The organism is Paraburkholderia fungorum (assembly GCF_046027605.1).
Lineage (GTDB): Bacteria > Pseudomonadota > Gammaproteobacteria > Burkholderiales > Burkholderiaceae > Paraburkholderia > Paraburkholderia fungorum_F.
On the sequence record NZ_JAQQEF010000014.1, the window covers coordinates 129,469 to 152,074 of the forward strand.

The 22,606-nt window shown below is 60.7% G+C and carries 24 protein-coding genes; 14 read left to right on the forward strand and 10 right to left on the reverse strand.

The window, feature by feature from the left end:
• Positions 1 to 26 precede the first annotated feature (26 nt).
• On the reverse strand, positions 27 to 2,768 hold the full coding sequence (gene polA, locus PQR53_RS23015) for a DNA polymerase I (protein ID WP_408458844.1): 2,742 nt from the start codon (positions 2,766 to 2,768) through the stop codon (positions 27 to 29).
• Between the two features lies 1 nt (position 2,769).
• Here polA and PQR53_RS23020 point away from each other — a divergent pair, with 1 nt between their 5' ends.
• Positions 2,770 to 3,513, forward strand: coding sequence for an LOG family protein (locus tag PQR53_RS23020; protein ID WP_179739347.1), 744 nt, complete (start codon positions 2,770 to 2,772; stop codon positions 3,511 to 3,513).
• Positions 3,514 to 3,594: 81 nt separating this feature from the next.
• Here the strand turns inward: PQR53_RS23020 and PQR53_RS23025 are convergent, their stop codons facing one another.
• Positions 3,595 to 4,512 carry a transcriptional regulator GcvA gene (locus PQR53_RS23025; RefSeq protein WP_408458849.1) on the reverse strand — a complete coding sequence of 306 codons (918 nt, stop codon included), beginning with the start codon at positions 4,510 to 4,512 and terminating at the stop codon, positions 3,595 to 3,597.
• A 97-nt stretch (positions 4,513 to 4,609) separates the two neighbouring features.
• Here PQR53_RS23025 and PQR53_RS23030 point away from each other — a divergent pair, with 97 nt between their 5' ends.
• The 3 genes from PQR53_RS23030 (at position 4,610) to PQR53_RS23040 (ending at position 6,359) form a co-directional block, all read left to right on the forward strand.
• Entirely contained in the window at positions 4,610 to 5,179 is a 570-nt protein-coding gene (locus tag PQR53_RS23030; protein WP_408459052.1) for a chromate transporter, read from the forward strand.
• Complete coding sequence (locus PQR53_RS23035) at positions 5,176 to 5,706, forward strand: chromate transporter (protein WP_408458852.1); 531 nt, start codon at positions 5,176 to 5,178, stop codon at positions 5,704 to 5,706. The genes PQR53_RS23030 and PQR53_RS23035 overlap by 4 nt, the downstream gene beginning before the upstream one ends.
• Positions 5,707 to 5,900: 194 nt before the next feature.
• Positions 5,901 to 6,359, forward strand: coding sequence for a hypothetical protein (locus tag PQR53_RS23040; RefSeq protein ID WP_408458855.1), 459 nt, complete (start codon positions 5,901 to 5,903; stop codon positions 6,357 to 6,359).
• A 112-nt stretch (positions 6,360 to 6,471) separates the two neighbouring features.
• Here the strand turns inward: PQR53_RS23040 and PQR53_RS23045 are convergent, their stop codons facing one another.
• From PQR53_RS23045 to PQR53_RS23060, 4 genes are all read right to left on the reverse strand, one after another.
• Positions 6,472 to 6,897 (reverse strand): hypothetical protein, encoded by a 426-nt coding sequence (locus PQR53_RS23045; RefSeq protein ID WP_408458858.1) that lies wholly within the window; start codon positions 6,895 to 6,897, stop codon positions 6,472 to 6,474.
• Positions 6,876 to 7,361, reverse strand: a complete 486-nt coding sequence (locus PQR53_RS23050) for a hypothetical protein (RefSeq protein WP_408458860.1) — start codon at positions 7,359 to 7,361, stop codon at positions 6,876 to 6,878. The genes PQR53_RS23045 and PQR53_RS23050 overlap by 22 nt, the downstream gene beginning before the upstream one ends.
• A 267-nt stretch (positions 7,362 to 7,628) precedes the next feature.
• Positions 7,629 to 8,111, reverse strand: coding sequence for a hypothetical protein (locus PQR53_RS23055; protein ID WP_408458863.1), 483 nt, complete (start codon positions 8,109 to 8,111; stop codon positions 7,629 to 7,631).
• 670 nt (positions 8,112 to 8,781) lie between these two features.
• Positions 8,782 to 10,308, reverse strand: a complete 1,527-nt coding sequence (locus tag PQR53_RS23060; protein WP_408458866.1) for an AMP nucleosidase — start codon at positions 10,306 to 10,308, stop codon at positions 8,782 to 8,784.
• A 200-nt stretch (positions 10,309 to 10,508) separates the two neighbouring features.
• Between PQR53_RS23060 and PQR53_RS23065 the strand changes: the two genes are divergently transcribed.
• The 6 genes from PQR53_RS23065 to PQR53_RS23090 all read left to right on the forward strand — a co-directional run bounded on the left by PQR53_RS23065 (position 10,509) and on the right by PQR53_RS23090 (position 16,146).
• Positions 10,509 to 10,904, forward strand: coding sequence for a hypothetical protein (locus PQR53_RS23065; protein ID WP_408458869.1), 396 nt, complete (start codon positions 10,509 to 10,511; stop codon positions 10,902 to 10,904).
• Positions 10,905 to 11,250: 346 nt separating this feature from the next.
• The gene (locus tag PQR53_RS23070; RefSeq protein ID WP_408458872.1) at positions 11,251 to 12,246 is read left to right on the forward strand and encodes a homoserine kinase; all 996 of its coding nucleotides are present in this window, start codon (positions 11,251 to 11,253) and stop codon (positions 12,244 to 12,246) included.
• On the forward strand, positions 12,237 to 13,043 hold the full coding sequence (locus PQR53_RS23075; protein WP_408458875.1) for a BPSS1780 family membrane protein: 807 nt from the start codon (positions 12,237 to 12,239) through the stop codon (positions 13,041 to 13,043). The genes PQR53_RS23070 and PQR53_RS23075 overlap by 10 nt, the downstream gene beginning before the upstream one ends.
• A gap of 295 nt (positions 13,044 to 13,338) precedes the next feature.
• Positions 13,339 to 13,791 carry a MarR family winged helix-turn-helix transcriptional regulator gene (locus tag PQR53_RS23080; protein WP_323043245.1) on the forward strand — a complete coding sequence of 151 codons (453 nt, stop codon included), beginning with the start codon at positions 13,339 to 13,341 and terminating at the stop codon, positions 13,789 to 13,791.
• A 171-nt stretch (positions 13,792 to 13,962) separates the two neighbouring features.
• Positions 13,963 to 14,382, forward strand: coding sequence for an organic hydroperoxide resistance protein (locus PQR53_RS23085; protein ID WP_408458877.1), 420 nt, complete (start codon positions 13,963 to 13,965; stop codon positions 14,380 to 14,382).
• A gap of 264 nt (positions 14,383 to 14,646) precedes the next feature.
• On the forward strand, positions 14,647 to 16,146 hold the full coding sequence (locus PQR53_RS23090; RefSeq protein ID WP_408458880.1) for a cryptochrome/photolyase family protein: 1,500 nt from the start codon (positions 14,647 to 14,649) through the stop codon (positions 16,144 to 16,146).
• A gap of 105 nt (positions 16,147 to 16,251) precedes the next feature.
• On the opposite strand, the gene PQR53_RS23095 is transcribed toward PQR53_RS23090, so the two are convergent.
• Positions 16,252 to 16,428 (reverse strand): DUF3563 family protein, encoded by a 177-nt coding sequence (locus PQR53_RS23095; RefSeq protein WP_408458883.1) that lies wholly within the window; start codon positions 16,426 to 16,428, stop codon positions 16,252 to 16,254.
• A 108-nt stretch (positions 16,429 to 16,536) separates the two neighbouring features.
• Positions 16,537 to 17,733 (reverse strand): extracellular catalytic domain type 1 short-chain-length polyhydroxyalkanoate depolymerase, encoded by a 1,197-nt coding sequence (locus tag PQR53_RS23100; RefSeq protein ID WP_408458885.1) that lies wholly within the window; start codon positions 17,731 to 17,733, stop codon positions 16,537 to 16,539.
• Positions 17,734 to 18,113: 380 nt separating this feature from the next.
• Between PQR53_RS23100 and PQR53_RS23105 the strand changes: the two genes are divergently transcribed.
• The 4 genes from PQR53_RS23105 (at position 18,114) to PQR53_RS23120 (ending at position 21,158) form a co-directional block, all read left to right on the forward strand.
• On the forward strand, positions 18,114 to 18,815 hold the full coding sequence (locus PQR53_RS23105; RefSeq protein WP_408458888.1) for a phosphatase PAP2 family protein: 702 nt from the start codon (positions 18,114 to 18,116) through the stop codon (positions 18,813 to 18,815).
• A 166-nt stretch (positions 18,816 to 18,981) separates the two neighbouring features.
• Positions 18,982 to 19,755, forward strand: a complete 774-nt coding sequence (modA, locus tag PQR53_RS23110) for a molybdate ABC transporter substrate-binding protein (protein ID WP_408458891.1) — start codon at positions 18,982 to 18,984, stop codon at positions 19,753 to 19,755.
• Positions 19,756 to 19,780: 25 nt separating this feature from the next.
• Entirely contained in the window at positions 19,781 to 20,455 is a 675-nt protein-coding gene (modB, locus tag PQR53_RS23115; RefSeq protein WP_408458894.1) for a molybdate ABC transporter permease subunit, read from the forward strand.
• 1 nt (position 20,456) lies between these two features.
• Entirely contained in the window at positions 20,457 to 21,158 is a 702-nt protein-coding gene (locus tag PQR53_RS23120; protein ID WP_408458897.1) for a sulfate/molybdate ABC transporter ATP-binding protein, read from the forward strand.
• A 40-nt stretch (positions 21,159 to 21,198) separates the two neighbouring features.
• Here the strand turns inward: PQR53_RS23120 and PQR53_RS23125 are convergent, their stop codons facing one another.
• Together PQR53_RS23125 and PQR53_RS23130 are read right to left on the reverse strand one after the other, a co-directional pair.
• Positions 21,199 to 22,035, reverse strand: a complete 837-nt coding sequence (locus tag PQR53_RS23125; RefSeq protein ID WP_408458900.1) for a TOBE domain-containing protein — start codon at positions 22,033 to 22,035, stop codon at positions 21,199 to 21,201.
• A gap of 111 nt (positions 22,036 to 22,146) precedes the next feature.
• Positions 22,147 to 22,530 carry a tautomerase family protein gene (locus PQR53_RS23130; protein ID WP_408458903.1) on the reverse strand — a complete coding sequence of 128 codons (384 nt, stop codon included), beginning with the start codon at positions 22,528 to 22,530 and terminating at the stop codon, positions 22,147 to 22,149.
• Positions 22,531 to 22,606 lie beyond the last annotated feature (76 nt).

Below are 22,606 nucleotides of genomic sequence, written 5' to 3' on the forward strand. Positions count from 1 at the left end.
CGGGCACGCACTCCGTCACATGCCAGTCAGTGCGCCTCTTCCCAGTTCAGGCCGGCGCCCACTTCAGCGACCAGCGGCACCTTCAGCGCGGCCACACCGCACATCAGTTCCGGCAGGCGCTTGCGTACGTCGGACAATTCTGCGTCCGGCACTTCGAGAATCAGTTCATCGTGCACCTGCATGATCATGCGTGTGCCGATCTTCGACTCTTCGATCCACTTCTGCACCGCGATCATCGACAGTTTGATCAGGTCGGCGGCCGTGCCTTGCATCGGCGCATTGATTGCCGCGCGCTCTGCCGCCTGACGGCGCGGACCGTTGCCGCCGTTGATCTCCGGCAGCCACAGGCGACGGCCGAACGCCGTTTCCACGTAGCCCTTGGCCTTCGCGCTCAGACGAGTTTCGTCCATATAACGCGCGACGCCCGGATAACGCGCGAAGTAGCGGTCGATATACAGCTTGGCCGCGTCGCGGGTAATGCCGAGGTTCGCGGCGAGACCAAACGCGCTCATGCCGTAGATCAGGCCGAAGTTGATGACCTTCGCCACCCGCCGCTGATCGTTCGACACTTCGAGCGGCGTCACGCTGAAAATTTCGGCCGCGGTGGCGCGGTGAATGTCTTCACCTTGCGAGAACGCACGCAGCAGGGATTCGTCGCCGGAGATGTGCGCCATGATGCGCAACTCGATCTGCGAGTAGTCGGCGGAGACGAGCTTGTGTCCTGGCGGCGCGATGAATGCCTCGCGAATCCGGCGGCCTTCGCCCGTGCGCACGGGGATGTTCTGCAGGTTCGGATCGTTCGACGCCAGCCGGCCTGTCACCGCCACCGCCTGTGCGTAGTTCGTATGCACGCGGCCCGTTTGAGCGTTGACCATGCGCGGCAGCTTGTCGGTGTAGGTCGATTTCAGCTTCGACAAACCGCGGTGTTCGAGGAGGATCTTCGGCAGCGGATAGTCTTCGGCGAGCTTTTGCAGCACTTCTTCGTCGGTGGACGGCGCGCCGCTCGGGGTCTTCTTGACCACCGGCAATTCGAGCTTCTCAAAGAAAATCTGACCGATCTGCTTCGGCGAACCGAGATTGAATTCGCCGCCGGCCAGCACGTATGCTTCGCTTTCCAGCTGGATCAGACGCGTGGCGATTTCGCTGCTTTGCGCGCGCAGCTTGTCGGCGTCGATCAGCACGCCCGTGCGTTCCATCTTGCGCAGTACGCGCGACGTGGGCACTTCGATGCCGCGATACACGTAGTCGAGCGTTTTCTCCGCGGCCACCTGCGGATACAAGGCCTGATGCAGACGCAAGGTGATGTCGGCGTCTTCCGCTGCGTATTCGGCGGCCTGCTCCAGCGCGACTTCGTCGAAACCGATCTGCGACGCGCCTTTGCCCGCCACCTCTTCGTACTTGATCGTCTTGATGCCGAGATGGCGCAGCGCGAGGCTGTCCATGTCGTGCGTGCGATGCGATTCGACCACATACGATTCCAGCAGTGTGTCGTGCTCGACGCCGCGCATTTCGATGCCGTAGTTCGCCAGCACCTGTTCGTCGTACTTCATATGCTGGCCGACCTTCTTGTGCTCGGCGCTTTCCAGCCACGGCTTGAGCTTCGCGAGCACTTCGTCGCGCGGCAGTTGCACCGGCACGTCCGGGCCGCGATGCGCGAGCGGCACATAAGCAGCGTGGCCCGGCTCGACCGAGAACGACAATCCGACGATTTGCGCGGTCATCGGATCGAGCGAGGTGGTTTCCGAATCGAACGCAGTCAACTCCGCTGCGTTGATCTTCTCGAGCCATGCATCGAACTGCTCCCACGTCTGCACGGTGTCGTAGTGACGTTCGTGATCCACGCTGAGCGCCGGCGGCACATCGGTCTCGGGCCCTTCCACCGCGTCCGCGATCTCCACTTCGCGCAGCCAGGTCTTGAAACCGTTGCGCGTGAACACGTCGCGCAGTTCTTCACGCGATTCCGGCCGGCTCTCCAGGCTTTCTTCGATCGACACGATATGGTCGGTCAGATCGCAAGCGCGCTCGACGGTGACGAGTTTCTTCGCCATTGGCAGAAAATCGAGCGCACGTCGCAGATTGTCTCCTACCGCACCTTTGATCTCGTCCGCATGTGCGACGATGCCATCGAGTGTTTCGTACTGCGTGAGCCATTTGATCGCCGTTTTCGGCCCGCATTTCTCGACGCCAGGCACGTTGTCGACGGTATCGCCGATCAACGACAGGTAGTCGATGATGCGCTCCGGCGGCACGCCGAACTTGGCGATCACGCCCTCGCGGTCGAGCTTCTCGTTCGTCATCGTATTGATGAGGGTGACATGATCCGACACAAGCTGCGCCAGATCCTTGTCCCCAGTCGACACGATCACATTCATGCCGCGTTTTTCGGCTTCGGTACTGAGCGTGCCGATCACATCGTCGGCTTCGACGCCTTCGATCATCAAAAGCGGCCAGCCGAGCGCACGCACGGCGACGTGAATCGGCTCGATCTGGCGCGAGAGATCGTCCGGCATCGACGGACGGTTCGCTTTATAGTCGGCATACCAGTCGTCGCGAAACGTTTTGCCCTTGGCGTCGAACACGCACGCGCTATACTCTGCTGTGACTTCCTTGCGCATGCGCCGCAGCATGTTGATCATCCCGTAGAGCGCACCCGTTGGGCCACCTTCGGGCCCGCGCAAATCGGGCATCGCATGGTAGGCCCGGTACAGGTAACTCGAACCGTCGACCAATAGCAGGGTCTTACCTTCAAGGCTTCGTTCTTCAGGCATTATGACTAAGAGAAAAGTGATTCCGAGTCTGCGATCACTCGCAGATCAAGAGCGCGCAACGGCTAAGAAGGCCCGCGCATCGTGGCAGATGTTCACGATTATGGCAGAGTTTATCGAGGCGACCGAGTACCTCTCGGAGATTCGTCCGGCTGTCAGCATCTATGGTTCAGCGCGCCTGAAACCGAACTCGCCCTACTACAAACTCGCCACGCAAATCGCGCGCAAGCTGTCGGACGCAGGCTTCGCGGTGATCTCGGGCGGCGGCCCCGGCATCATGGAGGCGGCCAACAAGGGCGCCCATGCTGGCAAAGCTCCCTCGGTCGGCCTGAATATCGAACTGCCGCACGAGCAATCGGGCAATCAGTGGCAGGACATTTCGCTGCGCTTCCGCCATTTCTTCACGCGCAAGGTCACGTTCGTGAAGAACTCGGACGCGGTGATCGTGATGCCCGGCGGCTTCGGCACACTGGATGAACTCGCCGAAGTCCTCACGCTGATTCAAACCAAGAAGTCGCGCCACGTGCCGATCATTCTGGTGGGCGGTGAGTTCTGGGAAGGTTTGCTTGCGTGGTTCAAGAATTCGCTCACGCCGATGGGCCTGATCAATCCGGCGGATATGGACCTGATGCAGGTGATCGACGATCCGGATCAGGTACTCGAAGCGGTGCTGAAATTCTACGAAGACCGGGAAGAAACCGAGCCGCATCCGGCCAAGTCGGACGAAGACCGGATGTTCTATCTGTGATGCTGGCGCTTCGCGCCCAGTGCGCGAAGCGCAGCGAACGTGCGGTGTTCGATACGCATCGAGCAACGCCCGCAAGCGCTGCTAGCGGGCCGCCTTCAGGCCGCTCGCTTCCACTGCATCCGTCTGATCACCCTGCGCTTGCAGCCATTCGCGGAACTGCGCCACGAGTGGCGCCTGCGCGACCTCCCGCCTCGCCACCCACCAATAGCCGCGTGCATCGATACGTGGCCCGGCCAAAGGCACGATGAGCCGTCCCGATGTCAGTTCGTCCGCGAGCAAAGGCAACGGACCGAGCGCCACGCCGAGCCCATCCACCGCAGCCTGCAAGGCCAGATAGAAGTGATCGAACGATTGCTTCTTCCGGCATCTCGCCGTCACACCCGCTGCCGATAACCAGTTGCCCCACGCATCGGGCCGTGTGTCCGAATGCAGCAGGACGTGCTTCGCGAGATCGTCGGCCGTATTGATCGGCGAGCGTTGCAGGAGCGCAGGACTACACACCGGGAGCTCGCTCTCACCAAGAAAATGGCCGCTCACGCAGTTCGGCCAATGCGCCGGCCCGCGCCGGACGGCGACGTCAAAGCTGTCCAGGGTTTCGACGGGCGCGTTTGAAGTCGACAGCCGCAGTTCAACGTTCGGCACCTTACGCTGGAACTGATGCAGCCGCGGCAGCAGCCACTTCATTGCGAAGGTCGGCAGTGCATTCACTCTTAAAACGTGGACGACGCCTGTATCGCGCAGTTGATCGGTGGCAAGCGCGATGCTGTCGAACGCGGCCTGCACGGTGGCCAGATAGCGGCGGCCGTCCTCGGTCAGGCGCACGCGCTTGCCGCGGCGATGGAATACCTGCACGCCGAGCCACATTTCAAGAGCTGCAACCTGGCGGCTGATTGCACCGTGCGTCACATGCAACTCGTTCGCCGCCGCGGTGAAGCTCTCATGCCGCGCGGCAGCTTCAAAGGCGCGCAGCGCCGGAAATGGAGGAAGATTGCGAGCCATGCTTGTGATTCTAGATCACAAAGGCACGCCGAAAAATCGTTTTGCTCGCCGCCGGTTAGGCGCTACCCTCCTGAGCTTGAACCGGAAGCTTAACGACATGGATCACGATCTCACCTCAACCGAGGCAGCGCTCGCGCCCGCGCCCACCTTGCGAGAAATTTTTGGCGGCTTTCTTGGCCTCGGGCTGATCTCGTTCGGCGGCGCGCTGCCACTGGCTCGGCGCGCCCTGGTCGAGCAACGGCGTTGGCTGACTGGCACTGAATTCACCGACCTGCTCGGCCTCTGCCAATTCTTGCCGGGGGGCAATGTGATCAATCTTTCAGTGGCGATCGGGATGCGCTTTCGCGGCGTGCCGGGTGCGCTGGCGGGTTTGCTCGGGTTCATTGCGGGGCCTTCGCTGGTCGTGATCGGCCTTGGTGTGCTTTACGAGCACACGCAAAATGACCCGCACGTCCGCCATCTGTTTGCTGGTCTCTCGGCCGCTGCGTCCGGTCTGTTGGTCTCGATGGCGGTGAAAATCCTGCTGCCGTTGCGGAATAAACCGATGGCCGCGCTCATCGCAGCGCTCGGCTTCATCGCGATCGCCATCATGCGACTGCCGCTTCTGCCTACGATGCTGGTGCTCACCCCGCTCAGCATCTACATCGCGTCGAGGGCCGCACGATGAACGACACGCTCATTTCTCTTGCAGTCATTTTCAGTCAGCTTTCGCTGCTCGCGTTCGGCGGCGGCAATACGATTCTTCCGGAGATGCAGCGTCAGGTAGTGGAGGTGCATCACTGGATGCCGGCTAGCGAATTCAGCGCGCTGTTCGCGCTCGCACAAGCGGCGCCAGGTCCGAATCTGATGATCGTGACACTGGTCGGTTGGCACGTGGCGGGTTGGGCGGGGATGCTGGTGACTTCAGTGGCCAAATTCGGGCCGTCGTCGCTCGTGACGATACTCGCGCTGCATGCGTGGGATCGATTCAAGGACCGTCCGTGGCGGCGTTATGCGCAAATGGGGTTGGTGCCGGTGACGGCCGGGATTGTTGCGGCGAGCGCGGCGTTGATCGCCGAGACGTCGAATCCGACGGCGCTTGCATGGGCGATCGCCGCGTTCACGGCTGTTATGGCGTTGAAGACACGCGTTCACCCGCTGTGGTTGCTGGCGGCTGGGAGTTTGATTGGGTTGACGGGGTTTGGGCAGTTTTGAAGTTAGCTGAGGATCCGATCGCGTTACTTTAGTCAGCAAGACACTTCGGATTCCGGCGGAGGCTGAAGGATGCTGATGACCTGCGGTCTCGCGCATTGACCAAACGCAATGTAGAGCCGAAAAACCGTTCGGTCAGCATCTCGGGATTAAGCGGCACAGCTATGCTTATAGCTTAGCTATTGCGCCATCTGCTTATGACCTACCATGCCACTACTGTCACGCTTGAAAACATCGGCGGGATAGTCGCCAATAAAGACAAATATGGCAGGAGAACCGTTGGAATAGCCTTTAACGTCACAGTTGCAGGTAAACGTCAGTACGCTGTACAAATGCGCGGCGCGCCCCGACTCGAAAACGGCATGGTCGTGACGGCGGTACTGCGCAATACGGATAACTGGCAAACACTCATGGGATGGTTAAACCACTCCACGGGCGAGATTTGCGGCGTCGATTCACCCGAGATTTGCTTCTGGTGGTTTGTGGCTGGCATCCTGATGTCAGCCCAGCTTTACATTAAATGCATACACGACGCTCACAACGGCGACGCTGGTGCACGTGGCGTAGTTTGGATTATCGTGGTCGTCGCGATGAACGCGTGGACGCTATTCCGCTGGCGGAGGTCGGCGAAGGTCTACAGGTTACTGAAACCTTAGATGTCTGGGCATTTCAAAGTTGCGCGATGACTGTGGTGAAAATTTCTGCCATCACTTACCGCGCAATGCGGTAGGTGATGGTAGGAGAGAAAGGCCGGTTATTCGGCAGTCGTCAAAGCCACTGCAAACCGTCGCCGGTGGTAGTCGTTTCGATCCAATCTTTCACCGTCTTGCGCCGCAATATGAACAGCGCCCCGAGTCGGAGCCACACACTAAGGGTAATTAGCGCGATAGCCCACAATCCCAATGCTTGCAAATACGGGTGGCCAAATATAGCCCATAAAAGACCAAAGGCCCCGATCCACTTAAGCAGATCGTAAGCCCATCTCCGTCTCTTTACCCCATACACAAGCGCCAGGGAATTCGCCACGAGACTTGCGAACACGGCCAGAAATCCCTCCCAAGGCAGGAAGCCAGATTGAAGTAAGCCAATCTCCACCCAAGCCTCGCACAGGAAGGCGAGAAAAAATACAACAAGTGAAACGCGAATACAACGCGGCATTGTTTTCATAGCGATCAGAATTTTACGTTCTTGCAATAATCCATCCCACTAACAATATCGCTCCAACCCTGCTCTACACTTAGATATCTACAGTAATTTTCTTTGTATTGATCCTCGTTGACTGGCGTGAAGCCACCTGGGACGGGGGTCGCCATAGGCATCAAGCCTTTACCTGAAACACCCTTATCACTCAGACAAACAAACAACCCGTTTTGCGTCAAAATTTCGTTGTATGACGCAAGGGTGTACGCACTCCCAGTTTGGAGACTTGACCAATAAAGCGACGCGCTAGCAACCGATACAGGTTGCGAGATTTGCAGCAAATTTGACATATAGTTACCCAACCATATTTTGGCAGAGTTCATATAGGGCTGAAAGGCCGATTGCAAGTCGGCCGCGAGGACGAGTCCGCCGATTACTGCTGCGGTGCCAGGACCAATTTCAGCTAAAACAAACACTGTGACCGCGATCATTCCAGCGGATCTGATAATAGTCAGCACATCGTTTGTCGGGACCCTCTTATTTGGGTTTTCCAATCCGCCATAACCCTTATTAATGCAGACGTCGCATTCATCCGGTTTGTCTGAATGCGTATTGGCTGCAGCATCGGAGTGACATTTGTTATGGTCGCAACGACGTTGGTGCCATTCTGTATAACTGACAGCGAGTCATTCGGGCTATTTACTGCGGACATAAATGCCTGAAAAGTAGTCATCAAATTCGAACCATTTTCGATGAACTGAAACACCATTTCTGCTTTTGCCATTTCATTCAGCCTTTGACTCTGTATTCCACGGGGCAATTGAATTCACTGAGGAACTGACGGATGGCGCGGTAGACGGACTTGATCCGACAACGTAGCGGTAATAGATCTGTACATTGCCTGTTTTAGGCGCATACACCGGCTGTGCGATAAATGATTTTGTCTTTGTTAGAACGACAGGCAGGACATCAATAATCTGCGAGAACCCTTTATCAGTCGCCAGCTGGAGACTCGCTGAAATATCACTATTCGGATCCTCAAAGTTTATGATGCGCACCCAGAATACCCATGACCCATCGTCGCGTCTCAATGCAGTCGCGCCGTTTGTTAGCGCATATCCGCGCAGTGAAGTGGCTGCAATCTGAGGGGATGGCGGCGATGCTTTTGCGACTTTATATGTAATGCCAATAAGAGCCAATGCACTTTTTTGCAAAAATAACCGTCTGGTAGTCATCGCGTTTTTATTTAGTTTGGTGGATATCGTCATTCGCAAATGTAGCTTTCACTACATTTGCGAATGTATCGTCACCGCAGACGTGATTGACATCAGATAATTCCGAAAGAATGGCGGCTATTGCGGTGAATAAGCGCAGCGCGATCGCATGAAACGTTACAGATGGCGACGAGCACCCTGTAAGCTTTGTTGAAGGCGCGTGTGCTCTGGCTTTTGAGGCCAGGGAAAAGCAGAGCAAGAAGGCGTAATTCAGTATCGAAGGGGCGTTTGGAGATTTGCGCGATCCGCGCAGCCGCACACCGGCTCATGATCTGACGGAGATAGCGGTGGTGGCGCGGCGTGCAACTCGGTTGAGCGTCGATAGCCGGGCAGCAATTCAGACACGCACCGAAGCGAAGCTGGAATGCGCATCTGTTTCGGACGTTGGCCGATCAGATCGGTAGCCCTCAACGGCAAGACGGTGCGCGGCGACCAGTGGGAGCTCCATCTGGTGTCGGCGTACGGCAGTAGCTTGGCGTGGTACCGGGACGCGTGGGCACGAAAAACAAAAGCAACGGGATCATGGCGATCGTGGAGTTGGTCGATCCGATCAACGTCGCGCTACAGCCGGATCGGCGAGTGAGCTGCATGCGATTGCCCTGGCGCAATGCTCCATATGGCCGATCCGTTCACAGCCGTATTCCGCCAGGGCAGCGCATAGCACTCACTGAAACGCCACCTCCGCAAAACTACGCAACTTCCGGCTATGCAACCGATGCAGCCCATTCATCCGCAACAACTCCATTGCCTTCACGCCGATCTGCAAATGCTGATCGACCTGCGCGCGATAGAACTGATCCGCCATGCCGGGCAGTTTCAATTCGCCATGCAAAGGCTTGTCCGACACGCATAGCAAGGTGCCGTAAGGCACCCGGAAACGGAACCCGTTGGCAGCGATCGTCGCGCTTTCCATGTCGAGCGCCACCGCGCGGCTTTGCGACAATCGCTGCACCGGCTCGCGATGATCGCGCAACTCCCAGTTACGGTTATCGACGCTCGCCACCGTGCCCGTGCGCATCACGCGCTTCAGTTCGACACCATCCAGTTGCGTGATCTGCGCGACCGCGCGCTCCAGCGCCACCTGCACTTCGGCGAGCGCGGGAATCGGCACCCACAGCGGCAAATCGTCGTCGAGCACGTGATCTTCGCGCACATAGCCGTGCGCCAGCACGTAGTCACCCAGACGCTGCGTGTTACGCAGCCCCGCGCAGTGGCCGAGCATGATCCACGCATGCGGACGCAGCACGGCGACGTGGTCGGTGATGGTCTTCGCGTTCGATGGCCCGACACCGATGTTGATCATCGTGATGCCGCTGCCGTCGGCACGCTTGAGGTGATAGGCGGGCATCTGCGGCAGACGCGGCGGCGCCGTGCCCTCCTGCGTCTGCTCGCCGAGATTCTCGTTGTATGTGATCACGTCGCCCGGTTCGACGAACGACGTGTATTCGTTGCGATACGCGCGCAATTCCTCGTCGTCGGTATGGGCCATCATCGTGCGGCCGAGCTTGACGAACTCGTCGATATAGAACTGGTAGTTCGTGTACAGCACGTAATTCTGGCAATGCGTGGGCGAGGTCGCCGTGTAGTGCTTCAGCCGATGCAGCGAGAAATCCACCCGCGCCGCCGTGAACAGCGCAAGCGGATGCGGCTCGCCCGGCAGCGGCTCATACGTGCCGTTGACGATGCGGTCGTCGAGCAGCGCGAGGTCTGGCGTGTCGAATACGTCGCGCATCAGGAACAGGCGCTCGCGATCCAGATCGCCCTCGAGGTGGATGCCTTCAGCGAACGCGAAGTGAATCGGAATCGGCTGATCGGACACACCCACTTCGATCTTCACGTGATGGTTCTTGGCCAGCAAACGCAACTGCTCGCGATAGTAGTTGCCGAACAGATCCGGCCGCGTGACCGTGGTCTCGAACACGCCAGGGCCCGCGACGAAACCGTACGAGCGGCGCGAATCGATATGCGTGTTGACTTCGGTGCACACCCGGACGAACGGGTAGCAGGCGCGCACCCGGCGTTCGAACAGTTCGTTGCGGCGATAGCGCGCGAAGGCGTCGCGCAGAAACGAAGTGTTCGCTTCGTAGATCGCCGACAAACGCGTGACGGCCTCGGTGGCGTCGTCAAAGGATTCGGTCGGGAAGCTGTTGGCGGGAGTCTGCACCGCGCGTTGATTGGTATCGTTGTTCATCTTCATTCGCCCCTATTGATGAGACGACATTACCACGGAACCCGCGATCGCCAAATGACCCCGCGGCACCTACTACAACTGCTGCAACAGCGGTCGCAAGATTGCGCGCGCGGCGCGCGAAAGCGGCGCAAAATGAGGCGATCGCGCCCGTGGGCAAGGCTGGATTTGCTAGAATCGGGGCACCATATTGGAGAATCACCATGAAGCCGCTCCTTCCCGTCGCCGTTGCACTGGCCCTCGCCTTTGGCAACGCCGCGATGGCTGCCCAGCCTGTCGATGACACTCCGGCCCCCGGTGCGCCCCAGTCCGCCAACGAACGGGCCGGTCTGCCTGACCTGGAGAAGATCAATCGTCCGGGCGCTGAGGTCAGTTCGAAGGTCGAAATCAACGTTCCGCGCACCCCAAGTTTCTACGAACGCAGCGCTAACGGCACCGAAATCACCGAATATCGCGACAAAGGCAAGCCCGTTGAAATCAACGTGCGTTCGAATCTCGGCACGCACTATCAGATGAGCGCGCCGCTCGACACGTCGCCCAGCGTGCGCGACAACGGCCGCGCGAGCACGCGGTTGCCGTCGGTGAATCTGACTTATTGATGCATGCCTGGGCGGCGGCGCGGCATGAACCGCGCCCCCGGGATCTATGCGGCCCGAGGGCGTCGCCTCGGGATTTCAGCTTGCCTGGCTATTTTTAGCGCCACCTGCAGCATGGCCTGAAACACCGCGATGCCGCGCTCAATTGCCGCAACGATTTACGGCTTTGGCGGGATGGCGAGGATCGCGGCCAGAGTCGTGGCCAGATCGCGGCCCGTTGCACGGCCAGTTGCTTGGCCGGAACCCGCAGCCCGATTGAGCTTGATCGCGCAGTCCGCAACACATTTGCCACACCTCGCACTGGCCGCATCGCGCCAGCCCGACTAACTTCTGATCCGACGTTTCCCGCATGGCTGTCTTCACCGCTGTCACCGAACCCCAACTAGCAGAATGGATGCGTCATTACGATCTCGGCGACGTCGTCGAGTTTCGCGGCATCCCGTCCGGTATTGAGAACAGCAACTTCTTTCTGACGACGACGCGCGGTGAATACGTCCTCACGATTTTCGAAAAGCTGACGGCCGGACAACTGCCGTTCTATCTCGACCTGATGCAGCATCTGGCCGCGCACCGCGTGCCGGTGCCGGATCCCATGCCGCGCGAAGACGGCGCGCTGTTCGGCACGCTGCACGGCAAGCCCGCGGCGATCGTGACCAAGCTCGAAGGTGCGCCGGAATTGGCGCCGCAAGTCGAGCATTGCGTCGAGGTCGGGCAAATGCTGGCGCGCATGCATCTGGCAGGGCGCGATTACGCGCGTTATCAGCCGAATCTGCGCAGCCTGCCGTGGTGGAAGGAAACCGTGCCCACCATCCTGCCGTTCCTCGAGGGCGCGCAGCGCGACTTGCTGTCGTCCGAACTGGCGCATCAGGAGGCTTTCTTCGCGTCGACGGATTACGCCGCGTTGCCTGAAGGCCCCTGTCACGCCGACCTGTTCCGCGACAACGCGCTGTTCGCGCATGCCGAGCCGGCAACCGGCCACGAGGTGCGGCTCGGCGGCTTCTTCGACTTCTATTTCGCCGGCTGCGACAAGTGGCTGTTCGATGTCGCGGTCACGGTCAACGACTGGTGCGTCGACCTCGCCACCGGCAAGCTGGACGAAGCGCGCACCGAAGCCATGCTGCGTGCCTACCAGACCGTACGCCCGTTCACCGTCGAAGAAAACCGCCACTGGGGCGACATGCTGCGTGCGGGCGCTTACCGCTTCTGGGTCTCGCGCCTGTATGATTTTCATTTGCCGCGCGCGGCGGAGCTGCTCAAACCGCACGATCCCGGCCATTTCGAGCGCATTCTGCGCGAACGCCTGTCCGGCGTTGCACTTCCAGGCATTCATACCTCATGCAACTGATCGAAGTCCCCGCGAAAACCGGCTATGTCTGGTTCCGGCAAGGTATCTGGCTGTTCCGCAAGAACCCGCTTGCGTTTCTGACGCTGTTCTTCACTTATCTGCTGGTCATGACGTTGGCGGCGCAGATTCCGGTCATCGGCGGCGTGCTGCCGCTCGTCTTCATTCCGGGTGTCGCGGTCGGTTTCATGGCGGCGTGCCGCAACACCATCGCCGGCAAGCCGGTGTTCCCGACCATTCTGGTCGACGGCTTTCATTCGTACGGCCCCGTGGTCACCAAACGTCTGCTCGTGCTCGGTGTGCTGTATGTCGTCGCAATGGCGCTGGTGCTGGCCGGTTCGGCACTCGCCGACGGCGGCATGCTGCTGAAGATCATGCTCGGCGCGGCCACGATGGATCAAGAGGCGATTGCCAACAGCAATATTCCGCTGGCGGTGATCACCGCGTTCGCGTTCTACATTCCGGTCGCGATGATTTTCTGGTTCTCGCCAATTCTTGCCGCGTGGCACGACGTGCCGCCCATCAAGGCGATGTTCTTCAGCATCGTCAGTTGCTGGCGCAATCGCGGCGCGTTCATCGTGTTCGGCGCATTGTGGTTCGCGGTGGCAACAACCGTCTCATTCGGCTTGTCCGCGCTGATGCAGGCGCTGGGCGCGGGCGACTTCGCGTTCGCGATTCTGATGCCCGCCACGATGATCGTGACGACCATGCTGTACTGCTCGTTCTACGCGACTTATCGCGGCTGCTTCGGCGTGCAGACGCCCGAAACGCCGGACCTGCCGACCACGCCGGCAGCTTGAACGACGGCTAGCTATTCAGGCGCGGGCGTTCTTTTGGCGCCCGCGTGCTTTCGATTCGGAACGCTGCCCGCTTCCGTCCTGGTGTCCTTCGCAGTCCCCGTCTGACCGTCCGCATACCAGCCCCGGCGGCCCTGTACTCTCGTCTCGGGTGCCCTCAGCGCTTGCGCCTCAGGGCACGTCATGCGGCCCCGCGCCGCTGTTCCACATCCCCGCCACACTCGTCAACCGGCCTCGAATTGCGGCACAATGGTTTGCACGCAATCGATTTGCACGCTCTTTTTATGCGAGATGCACCATGACCCAGCGCCCCGCTTTGCCCTTCACGCTCGACGAACAACTCTGCTTCGCGCTCTATTCGACCTCGCTTGCGATGACGAAAGCGTATAAGCCGCTGCTCGACAAGCTCGGCCTCACCTATCCGCAATATCTTGCGATGCTGGTGCTCTGGGAAGCCGACGACGTCACGGTCAAAGACCTCGCCGCGCGTCTGAATCTCGACTCGGCAACGGTCACGCCGCTCCTCAAGCGCCTCGAGGCGCAAGGCTACCTGGAACGGGTACGCGGCGTGGAAGATGAGCGGCTCGTCTATATCCGCCTCACGAAAGCCGGCACCGCACTGAAGCGCCAGGCGCGCGAAGTGCCGGCGGAAATCCTCTGCGCAACCCAGCAGACACCCGAATTCCTGCTCCGTCTGCGAGACGATCTGACGCGCCTTCGCGCCACTCTCAACGATTTCATGGACCACTAGCCAGCCTGCTTCAAAAAGCACGCTATCGCTATGATGCAAAAATTCATTTGCACACAAATGATTTGTGTACTATCTTTGTCATATGCCGCTTCGATAGGGCGCCGCCGGAACGGTGGCCGAGCAACAGCGGCAAGCATGAGATCCTCTCAACCCAGACAAAGGAGCAGCACCATGAACATTCTCTACAAGGCAAGCGCAACCAGCACCGGTGGCCGTGACGGCCGTGCAGTATCGTCGGACAACGCGTTGGACGTGAAGCTGGCAGCACCCCGTGAACTGGGCGGCACGGGCGCGGCGGGCACCAACCCGGAACAACTCTTTGCAGCCGGCTATTCGGCCTGTTTCCTGAGCGCGATGAAATTCGTCGCCGGCCAGCGCAAGCAGGCTTTGCCGGCTGACACGCAAGTCACGGCGGAAGTGGGTATCGGCCCGAACGACAACGGCGGCTTCGCGCTCGACATCGATCTGCGCATCTCGTTGCCGGGCCTCCCCGCTGACGCAGCGAAGGAACTGGTCGACGCCGCGCATCAGGTCTGCCCGTACTCGAACGCCACGCGCAACAACGTCGCGGTGCGTTTGCAAGTCGCGTAAGGCCTGGCCATGATGAATCGCGCTGAACCGGCGCGGCGCGGCTAAACCGCCTCGCCATGAACAGTGCCCGTACCTGCAAAACAGTTACGGGCACTGTTCCGTTTGCGAAGGCGGCATGCAATGTGCAATACCGGACTGTGCGATCACTTACCATCGCTAACCCGGTGAACAATCGCGCAGCGCAGTAATACGTTTTCGCGTGACAGAACCCAATGCGCCGCTCGATGCCCGGCCGCACAACCCTCCATCCGACCGATGATTCCGATGACACGCGCCCGACGCCTGAACGACACCTTCGATACCGGTCTGGTCTGGTTCCGCCGCGACCTGCGCAACACGGATAACGCCGCGCTTTACTACGCGCTCAAGCATTGCGAGCAGGTCTGGTGCGTCTTCGTATTCGACACGACGATCCTGCAACCGCTGATCGGCGCCTGGCAAGCTCGCCATCCGGATACACAACCACAGGACCGGCGGATCGAGTTCATTCTCGCTGCGTTGAGCGAATTGGACGCGGCCTTGCGCGCCAAAGGCGGCGGCCTCATCGTGCTGTACGGCAATCCGGCTGATCTCGTGCCGAGGCTTGCCGACGAGCTCGGCGTAGACGTGGTATTTGCGAATCACGATTACGAACCGGTCGCAATCGAGCGTGACGAGACGGTGCGGGAGCGGCTGACCGTTGCCAGACGCCAGTTGCTGACGTTCAAGGACCAGGTCATTTTCGAACGCGATGAGGTGCTGACGGGTCAGAACAAACCCTTCACGGTGTTCACGCCTTACAAAAACGCGTGGCTCAAGCAGCTGACGGCCTTCGATCTGAAGCCGTATCCCGTCGAAACCTACGCGAAACATCTGGCCACCTTGCCGTCCAGCCTGGACCACCCGTTACCGACGCTCAATCAACTCGGTTTCGCACCGAGCAATCTTGCGGAGCTCAACCTGCCCACTGGCATGAGCGGAGCGCAACGTCTGCTCGACGACTTCATGACTCGCATCGACAGCTATAAGGACCGGCGCGACTTCCCCGCTGCTAAAGGTCCAAGCTATCTGTCGGTGCATTTGCGCTTCGGTACCGTTTCGATCCGCACACTCGTACGACTCGCGCACGAGATGTCGCTGCAGCCCGACGGGGAAGGCTCGGCCACATGGCTTTCGGAGTTGGTCTGGCGGGATTTCTACTTCATGATCCTCGCGCATCATCCGAGGCTGGCGGCCGGCGCGTCATTCAAGGAAGAGTACGACCAACTGCGCTGGGCACAGGGCCCGGAAGCCGGCGAAGCGTTCGCCGCATGGTGCGACGGCCGAACGGGCTATCCGCTGGTGGATGCCGCGATGCTGCAACTGAACCGCACGGGCTACATGCACAACCGGCTGCGAATGGTAACGGCAAGCTTTCTGGTGAAGGATCTGGGCGTGGACTGGCGGCTCGGCGAGCGCTACTTCGCGGAATTACTGAACGACTTCGATTTCTCGGCGAATAACGGCGGCTGGCAATGGGCGGCATCGACGGGATGTGATGCGCAACCGTATTTCCGGATTTTCAATCCGATCACGCAATCGGAAAAATTCGACGCTGAAGGGCGCTTTATCAAACGCTATCTGCCCCAGCTTGCGAAGCTGCCGGCCAAATGGATCCACGCGCCATGGCTGGCGGGCGCGGAGCGGCTCGCGGAATTCGACGTGATATTGGGTAAGGATTATCCTGCGCCGATCGTCGACCATGCCGAAGCTCGGCAGCGTACGCTTGCCCGTTTCGGCAAGTGAGCGCCTGCTCACGCAGATTTGATCGAGGAATGGGTAACACCTTGAACAACTCGCCCAAACACCGACGCTCTTCAAATACACGCCGATGCTTCAACTTGCGCAGCTTTAGTGCTGGTTCATCCACGACGGCTGGCGGGTGCGCGCCTCACGGTCAAGCTTGCGCATACGGAATTCCAGATCATACAGATCGGTTGCCTCTGCGAGGAAAGCGTCAGCGCGTTCTTTCGCGAGTTGATCGGGCGATTTGGTCAGGAACAGAAACAGGCGGCTAAGCAGATACATGGTCAACCTCGACAATGAATTTTAGGCGTTAACGCCTAAGGGATAACCCCTATTATAGGGAAAACCCTCGGACCGCGCCACTATTCATTTCGAAGTGTGGTTCCGCTGTCACCGAACGCCCCCCGAGGCTTCCGTGGCGGCGCTTTCAGCGATACGGCCTGCGCCAGTGCGGCGTTGATGCTTGAAGAACTCCCACACCAGGGCGCTTGCGTCCGGACCTTTGGCGGAATGGAACGGCACGGCGTCGTCGCCGCCACTCCAGGCGTGTGCGAGCCCTTGCACACGGCACAGCCGCACCACGCGCCGCCCGCCGCGAAGATAGTCGCGCATCATCACGCCGCTCTTGCGCTCTTCCCGAACTTCGCCGGATTTGCGCGCGCCTTTCTCGTCGACGATGCGGTTCAGTCGGAGAAACTCCGCCGCCAACTGGTCCGCATTGACCGGCGCGACCACATGGTCGGCGTCGCCATGGAGGATGATGGCGGGCATGCCCGGGTATTCAGCCACATTGACGAGTTCGTCGACCAGCTCGGCCGGCTCGCGGCGGGCGCCGCGCCGCATCACATCCATTGCCGCAATGCCGGAGCGAGCCTCGCCGAAAGCGGGGCCGGAATGCAGCGCGACCGCCGCGAAGTGCTCCGGATAGTTGACGGCCAGAAGCGCCGTCAGGCCGGCGCCCGCAGAGATGCCGGCGACATACACCCGCTCGGCGTCGAAGCCATGCTGAGCAATCAGCGAATCCACCAGCGAGACGACCGCACGCGCCTCAGCGCCGCCGGCGCTGTCACTGGCGTCGTACCAATGCCAGCAGCGATGCGAATGCACGTGCTTCGACTGCTCAGGATAGACCACGGCAAAGCCGAACCGGTCGGCGAGCACGTTCATCCGGGTGCCTTCCGCGAATTCGTCAATCGACTGGGTGCAGCCGTGCAGCATCACCACCAGCGGCATCGCCTCGAGCGTATGACCGGACGGCATGTACAAACCGTATTGCAGATGATTGACGAGCCGCCCGGGCGAGGCAGGCGCCGAATGGAACGAGCGCGTCCACGAACCGCTCGCCCACGCCGAGGCGCGGGGCCGAACTCGCGATTCCCGTGGGGCAGTGCGCGGCGCCTCGCGTTTCGCGGATGCGCGCAACGCTGCCGCCGGCTTGATAGGACGGGCCTTGGCCGAAGGCTTACTGGTGGCAGCGCGGACCGGCCGTTTGGGGGCGCGCTTGGTCGTTGCGTGAGCGTGCTCGGTTTGAATGGCGAGCAGCCGCTTGAGACCGCGCAGCCAGATTTTCGATAGACTTTTTGCCATCGGCGGATAACCTCGCAAAAAGGGACAGGTGCCGCTCGATCGAACGACGCTTCGTTGTGCAATGCACAATAACACCAATCCTCATGCGATGCTGAGGGCCAAAACCGCTACCGGGCACCGGAATTTTCCCCCAGCGAACCTTGCAGTCACATCAACGTCAAACCGTCGCAAAGCTTGTTCGCCAGCCCACGCTCCGTCACAAAAAGCCTGGTGCGTGGCGAGTCCGGCCCTTGGCACCCGTCTATACTGGCGGGGTAAATCATTTCGGTACACGCTTTTTTGCTGCGTCGGCGATTCATGCCGCCTGCGCGTTAAACCTGCGTTAAACCCGTTAAACCATTACCAACCCGATTCTACGCGGCCTTGGTCGCGCCTTTGCCATGCCCGATTTGCCTGCCCATTTGTGGTACTCGATCACCAGCCTCGGCGGTGCCGGTATGACGCTGCCGCTCGCGTTCGCCATCGCACTTTGGCTGGCGGTCGGCTACACGTGGCGCATGGCTGCCGGCTGGCTGCTGCTGCTTGGCGCGGCCATCGGCGTTGTGACCGTGACCAAGCTGGCTTTCCTCGGTTGGGGCGTCGGCGTGCGCGAACTGGATTTCACCGGCGTCAGCGGTCACGCCATGCTCTCTACCGCCGTCTATCCGGTCGCGCTGTTCCTGATGTTGCTGCCGGCGCGTCCAGCGCTTCGTCTGCTTGGCGTCCTGCTAGGTCTGGCCGCGGGCATCGCGGTTGGCTTGTCGCGCGTCGTGCTGAGCGCTCACTCGCCGTCTGAAGCCGTTACCGGCTGCCTGGTCGGTGCGCTGGCAGCGCTGGTCTTTGTCCGCATGGCCTGGAATGCCGAGCCGGGACGGCTGTCGGCGTTGCCCGTCACTGCGAGTCTGATGATCCTCGCGGTGCTGATGCACGGCGTGCACGTGCCGACACAACGTTGGGTCACGCATATTGCGCTGAAGGTCTCGGGCCACGACAGACCGTTCATTCGCGCCAAGTGGAAAGCCGTTCGTGACGTACGCCCGGCCACGGCGCCGTTGTCGCAAACGCTTAACACGCTTGCGCCGCCCCACTCGCCGGATGTCTGAAGCACGTTCAGCCGGCTGCCCGTCCGGCGACTGAATTCCACCTCGATCGATCCGCGCGCCGCTTCGTGCGCACGACTAATAGTCGTCATGGGTACCGCTATAACCTTTCGTATATTACGATAGCGTTTTAACCCACCGTTCCGGTCCATGCCGGACCTCCAGCCGCATGACACTGTCCCGTCGCCTTGCGAAACATGCGCTGTTCATCGCCAGCGCCATCTCCGTTGCCGTCAGCGCCAACGCACGTGCCGACGAACTGGTGGTTTCCGCCGCCGCCAGCTTGACCAACGCCTTCAAGGCAGTGAGCGAGGTCTTCGAGCAGCAGCATCCCGGCACCAAGGTGTTGCTGAACTTCGGCGCATCCGACGTGTTGATGCAGCAAATCGTCAAAGGCGCACCCGCCGACGTATTCGCCTCCGCTGATCAGAAAGCGATGGACAAGGCCGCCGCGGAAAAGGTGATCGTCCCGGCTACGCGCAAGGACTTCGCCGCCAATTCGCTGGTGCTGATCGTGCCGACCGACAGCCACTTTGCGCCCGCGTCGCTGAACGACCTGACGTCGGCGAACGTGAAGCGTGTCGCTTATGGCGATCCGGCCTCAGTGCCGGTTGGCCGCTATACGCAAGGCGCATTGCAAGCAGCGGGCGTATGGGACGCGGTGAGTGCGAAGGCCGTCCTGGCATCGAACGTACGCCAGAGCCTGGATTATGTGTCGCGCGGCGAAGTCGACGCGGGCTTCGTGTTCAGCACTGACGCCGCAGTCATGCCGGACAAGGTCAAGGTCGCGATGAACGTGCCGACGCAAACGCCGATTACCTATCCGATCGCGCAAGTCGAAGGCAGCCGTCACGCAGCCGACGCCCAGGCCTTTATGAATTTCGTGCTGTCGCCGGCCGGCCAGGCCGTGCTGGCGAAGTACGGATTCAAGCCCGCGCATTAACTTTTCAAGCAGGTATCGCACGCCCATGCAACAGGCCTGGATTCCGCTCTTGCTGTCGCTGAAAGTGGCGGGCTGGGCCACCGCGCTCAATCTGGTATTCGGCGTCGCGGCAGGCTTCGGTCTGTCGCGCTGGCGCTCGGGCGCGCGCGATGTGATCGATTCGCTACTCATGTTGCCACTCGTGCTGCCGCCCACCGTGCTCGGCTACTACCTGCTCGTCTTGTTGGGCCGGCGTGGCGTGATCGGCGGCTGGCTCGATCGCCATGGCATCCAGTTGGTGTTCACCTGGCAGGGCGCGGTGATCGCGTCGACGGTCGTCGCGTTTCCGCTCGTGCTGAAATCGGCACGCGCCGCCTTCGAGGCGGTCGATCCGCAGCTCGAGCGGGCCGCCCGCACGCTCGGCGTCAGCGAGACGGGAATCTTCTTTCGCGTGACGCTGCCGCTCGCGGCACGCGGCATTCTCGCTGGCGGATTGCTGGCGTTTGCGCGGGCGCTAGGCGAATTTGGCGCGACGCTGATGATCGCGGGCAATTTGCCGGGACGCACGCAGACACTCTCGGTTGCTGTCTATTCAGCCGTGCAAGCCGGCGACGACAGCACCGCCAATTTCCTCGTGCTCGTGACTTCGGTGACGTGTGTCGTAATCCTGTTGCTCGCGGGCCGTCTGGTGCCACAGCACACGCTTTTGCAGTCCCGCTGATATGCCGCTCGCCGTCGACATCCGCAAGACCTTCGAGAGTGCCGAGCGACGCTTCACGCTGGACGTCTCGTTCGAGACGATCACGCAGCGCGTGGTGCTGTTCGGGCCGTCGGGTGCGGGAAAGAGTTTGACGTTGCAGGCCATTGCCGGCTTGCTGCGCCCCAACGAAGGCACGATCGCGCTGCACGGCAACGCTTTATTCGACAGCGCGCGCGGCGTCGATCTGAAACCGCAGGCACGCAAGATTGCGTTTCTGTTTCAGGACTACGCGCTGTTTCCGCATCTGAACGTGCGGCAGAACATCGGCTTCGGGTTGCAGCAGGGTTGGCTCAATCCGCGGGCGAAAATCGCGCACCCGCAAGTCGACTACTGGCTCGAGGCACTCGAGTTAAAAAGCGTGGCGGGGAATCATCCTGTGCAGCTCTCGGGCGGACAGAAGCAGCGCGTGGCACTGGCGCGGGCGCTTGTCGCGCAACCTCGGCTGCTGTTACTGGACGAACCGTTTTCCGCACTCGATAGCGCGCTGCGTCAGCGTATGCGGCGCGAGCTGTCGGACCTGCAGACGCGGCTCGATATTCCGATGGTGTTGATCACCCATGATCCCGACGATGTCGCCGCGTTCGGCGATCAGGTCGTGCAGGTCAGCGATGGTTGCGTGCGCGAGAATCAGGCGTTCACCGGGTATGTGCGCAGCGAGCCTTAAGGCCGCCGCGTGCCGTCCGAGTCTCAAGAACCTCAGCGCCTCAATCCTTCACGCCAAGAATCACGCTCGACGCCTTGAACGCCGCAACCGCGGTCCCACCTTCCGCGAGTCCGAGCGTGTCGACGCTCTCATTCGTGACGACTGCGGTAATTACCGCGCCGCCTTCCAGCACCAACGACACTTCCGCGTTGACCGCCCCGCGCTTCACGCTCTCTACCCTGCCGCGCAACTGGTTGCGCGCGGACAGTTTCAGCGGCGCACCGCTGCCAGCCTCCACGAACAGCACCACCCACGACGCCTTGATCAACGCGAACGCCGCCGAGCCCACCGCAAGCCCCAACGTCTCGGTGCTTTCATGCGTGACTATCGCGACAATTGTGTGGCCGCCGGTCAGCGCCAGCGACACTTCGTCGTTGACCGTGCCGCGCGTGATCGCCGACACCATGCCATAAAACTGATTGCGCGCGCTCGTTTTCACGGCGATGCGGCCGATCAGATCCCAATCCGTCGCAAAGCCTTCGATTGCCGCACCCGCGCGTTCGAGAAAGCGCCGATGCTCGCGTTCGACCGCCCGGAACGTCTCGATCAGCTTCACGGCGCGCGGCGTGAGCTTCGTGCCGCCGCCACCTTTGCCGCCGGTCGAGCGCACGACCAGCGGTTCGCCAGCGAGATTGTTCATCGTGTCGACGGCGTCCCACGCGCCTTTGTAGCTCATGCCGACGGCTTTCGCCGCGCTGGTGATCGAACCGGTCTCGCCGATCGCCGCGAGCAGCGCGATCCGCGCCGCGCCGCCGAGCGTTTGCGCGCCGGCCTGAAACCAGACGGAGCCGCCAAGTTCAAGGGCTTCGTGAGACGGATCGGTGCGGTCGGATGTCATGGCGGCGGGTCGGCGAGGTAGGAAAGGACAGCGAATCATTATAGCGATGCGCGCCTCTCCCGGCGGACGGGCGCCGCCCAATCCGCGCCGGCCATCGAGTTCACCGGAACGTCAAACCGCGTACTGCGCGATCCCGTTCCCAAACGACCAATTCTCCTTCAGCACCTCGACGAGATTGATGAACACATCCTCTCGTCGCAGCCCAGGCGACTCCGCCAGTTCATCCGCCATCCGTTTGTACAGCGCCTTCTTTTGTTCGAGCGTGCGCGTGTTGTTAAACGTGATCTGAATCACCACGAGATCGTCGCTGCGTTCGATGTTCAGATACTGCCTGTCGTAAATAAAATTGCCGGCTTCGTGCTCGGTGATCAGCATGAAGATGTCGTCTTTCGGCACATTGCACGTCTCCACCAGCGAGCGCTGGATGCTGTCCGTCAGTGCCTTCCGATATTCCGCCGGCTTGCCGGCGCGCAATGCGATTCGTGTGAGCGGCATGATGAAACCTCCTTGGTTGCTGTGATGGGGTAAACACAGCTTAGGCGCACTCAGTCATAATGAACAGCCATCATCG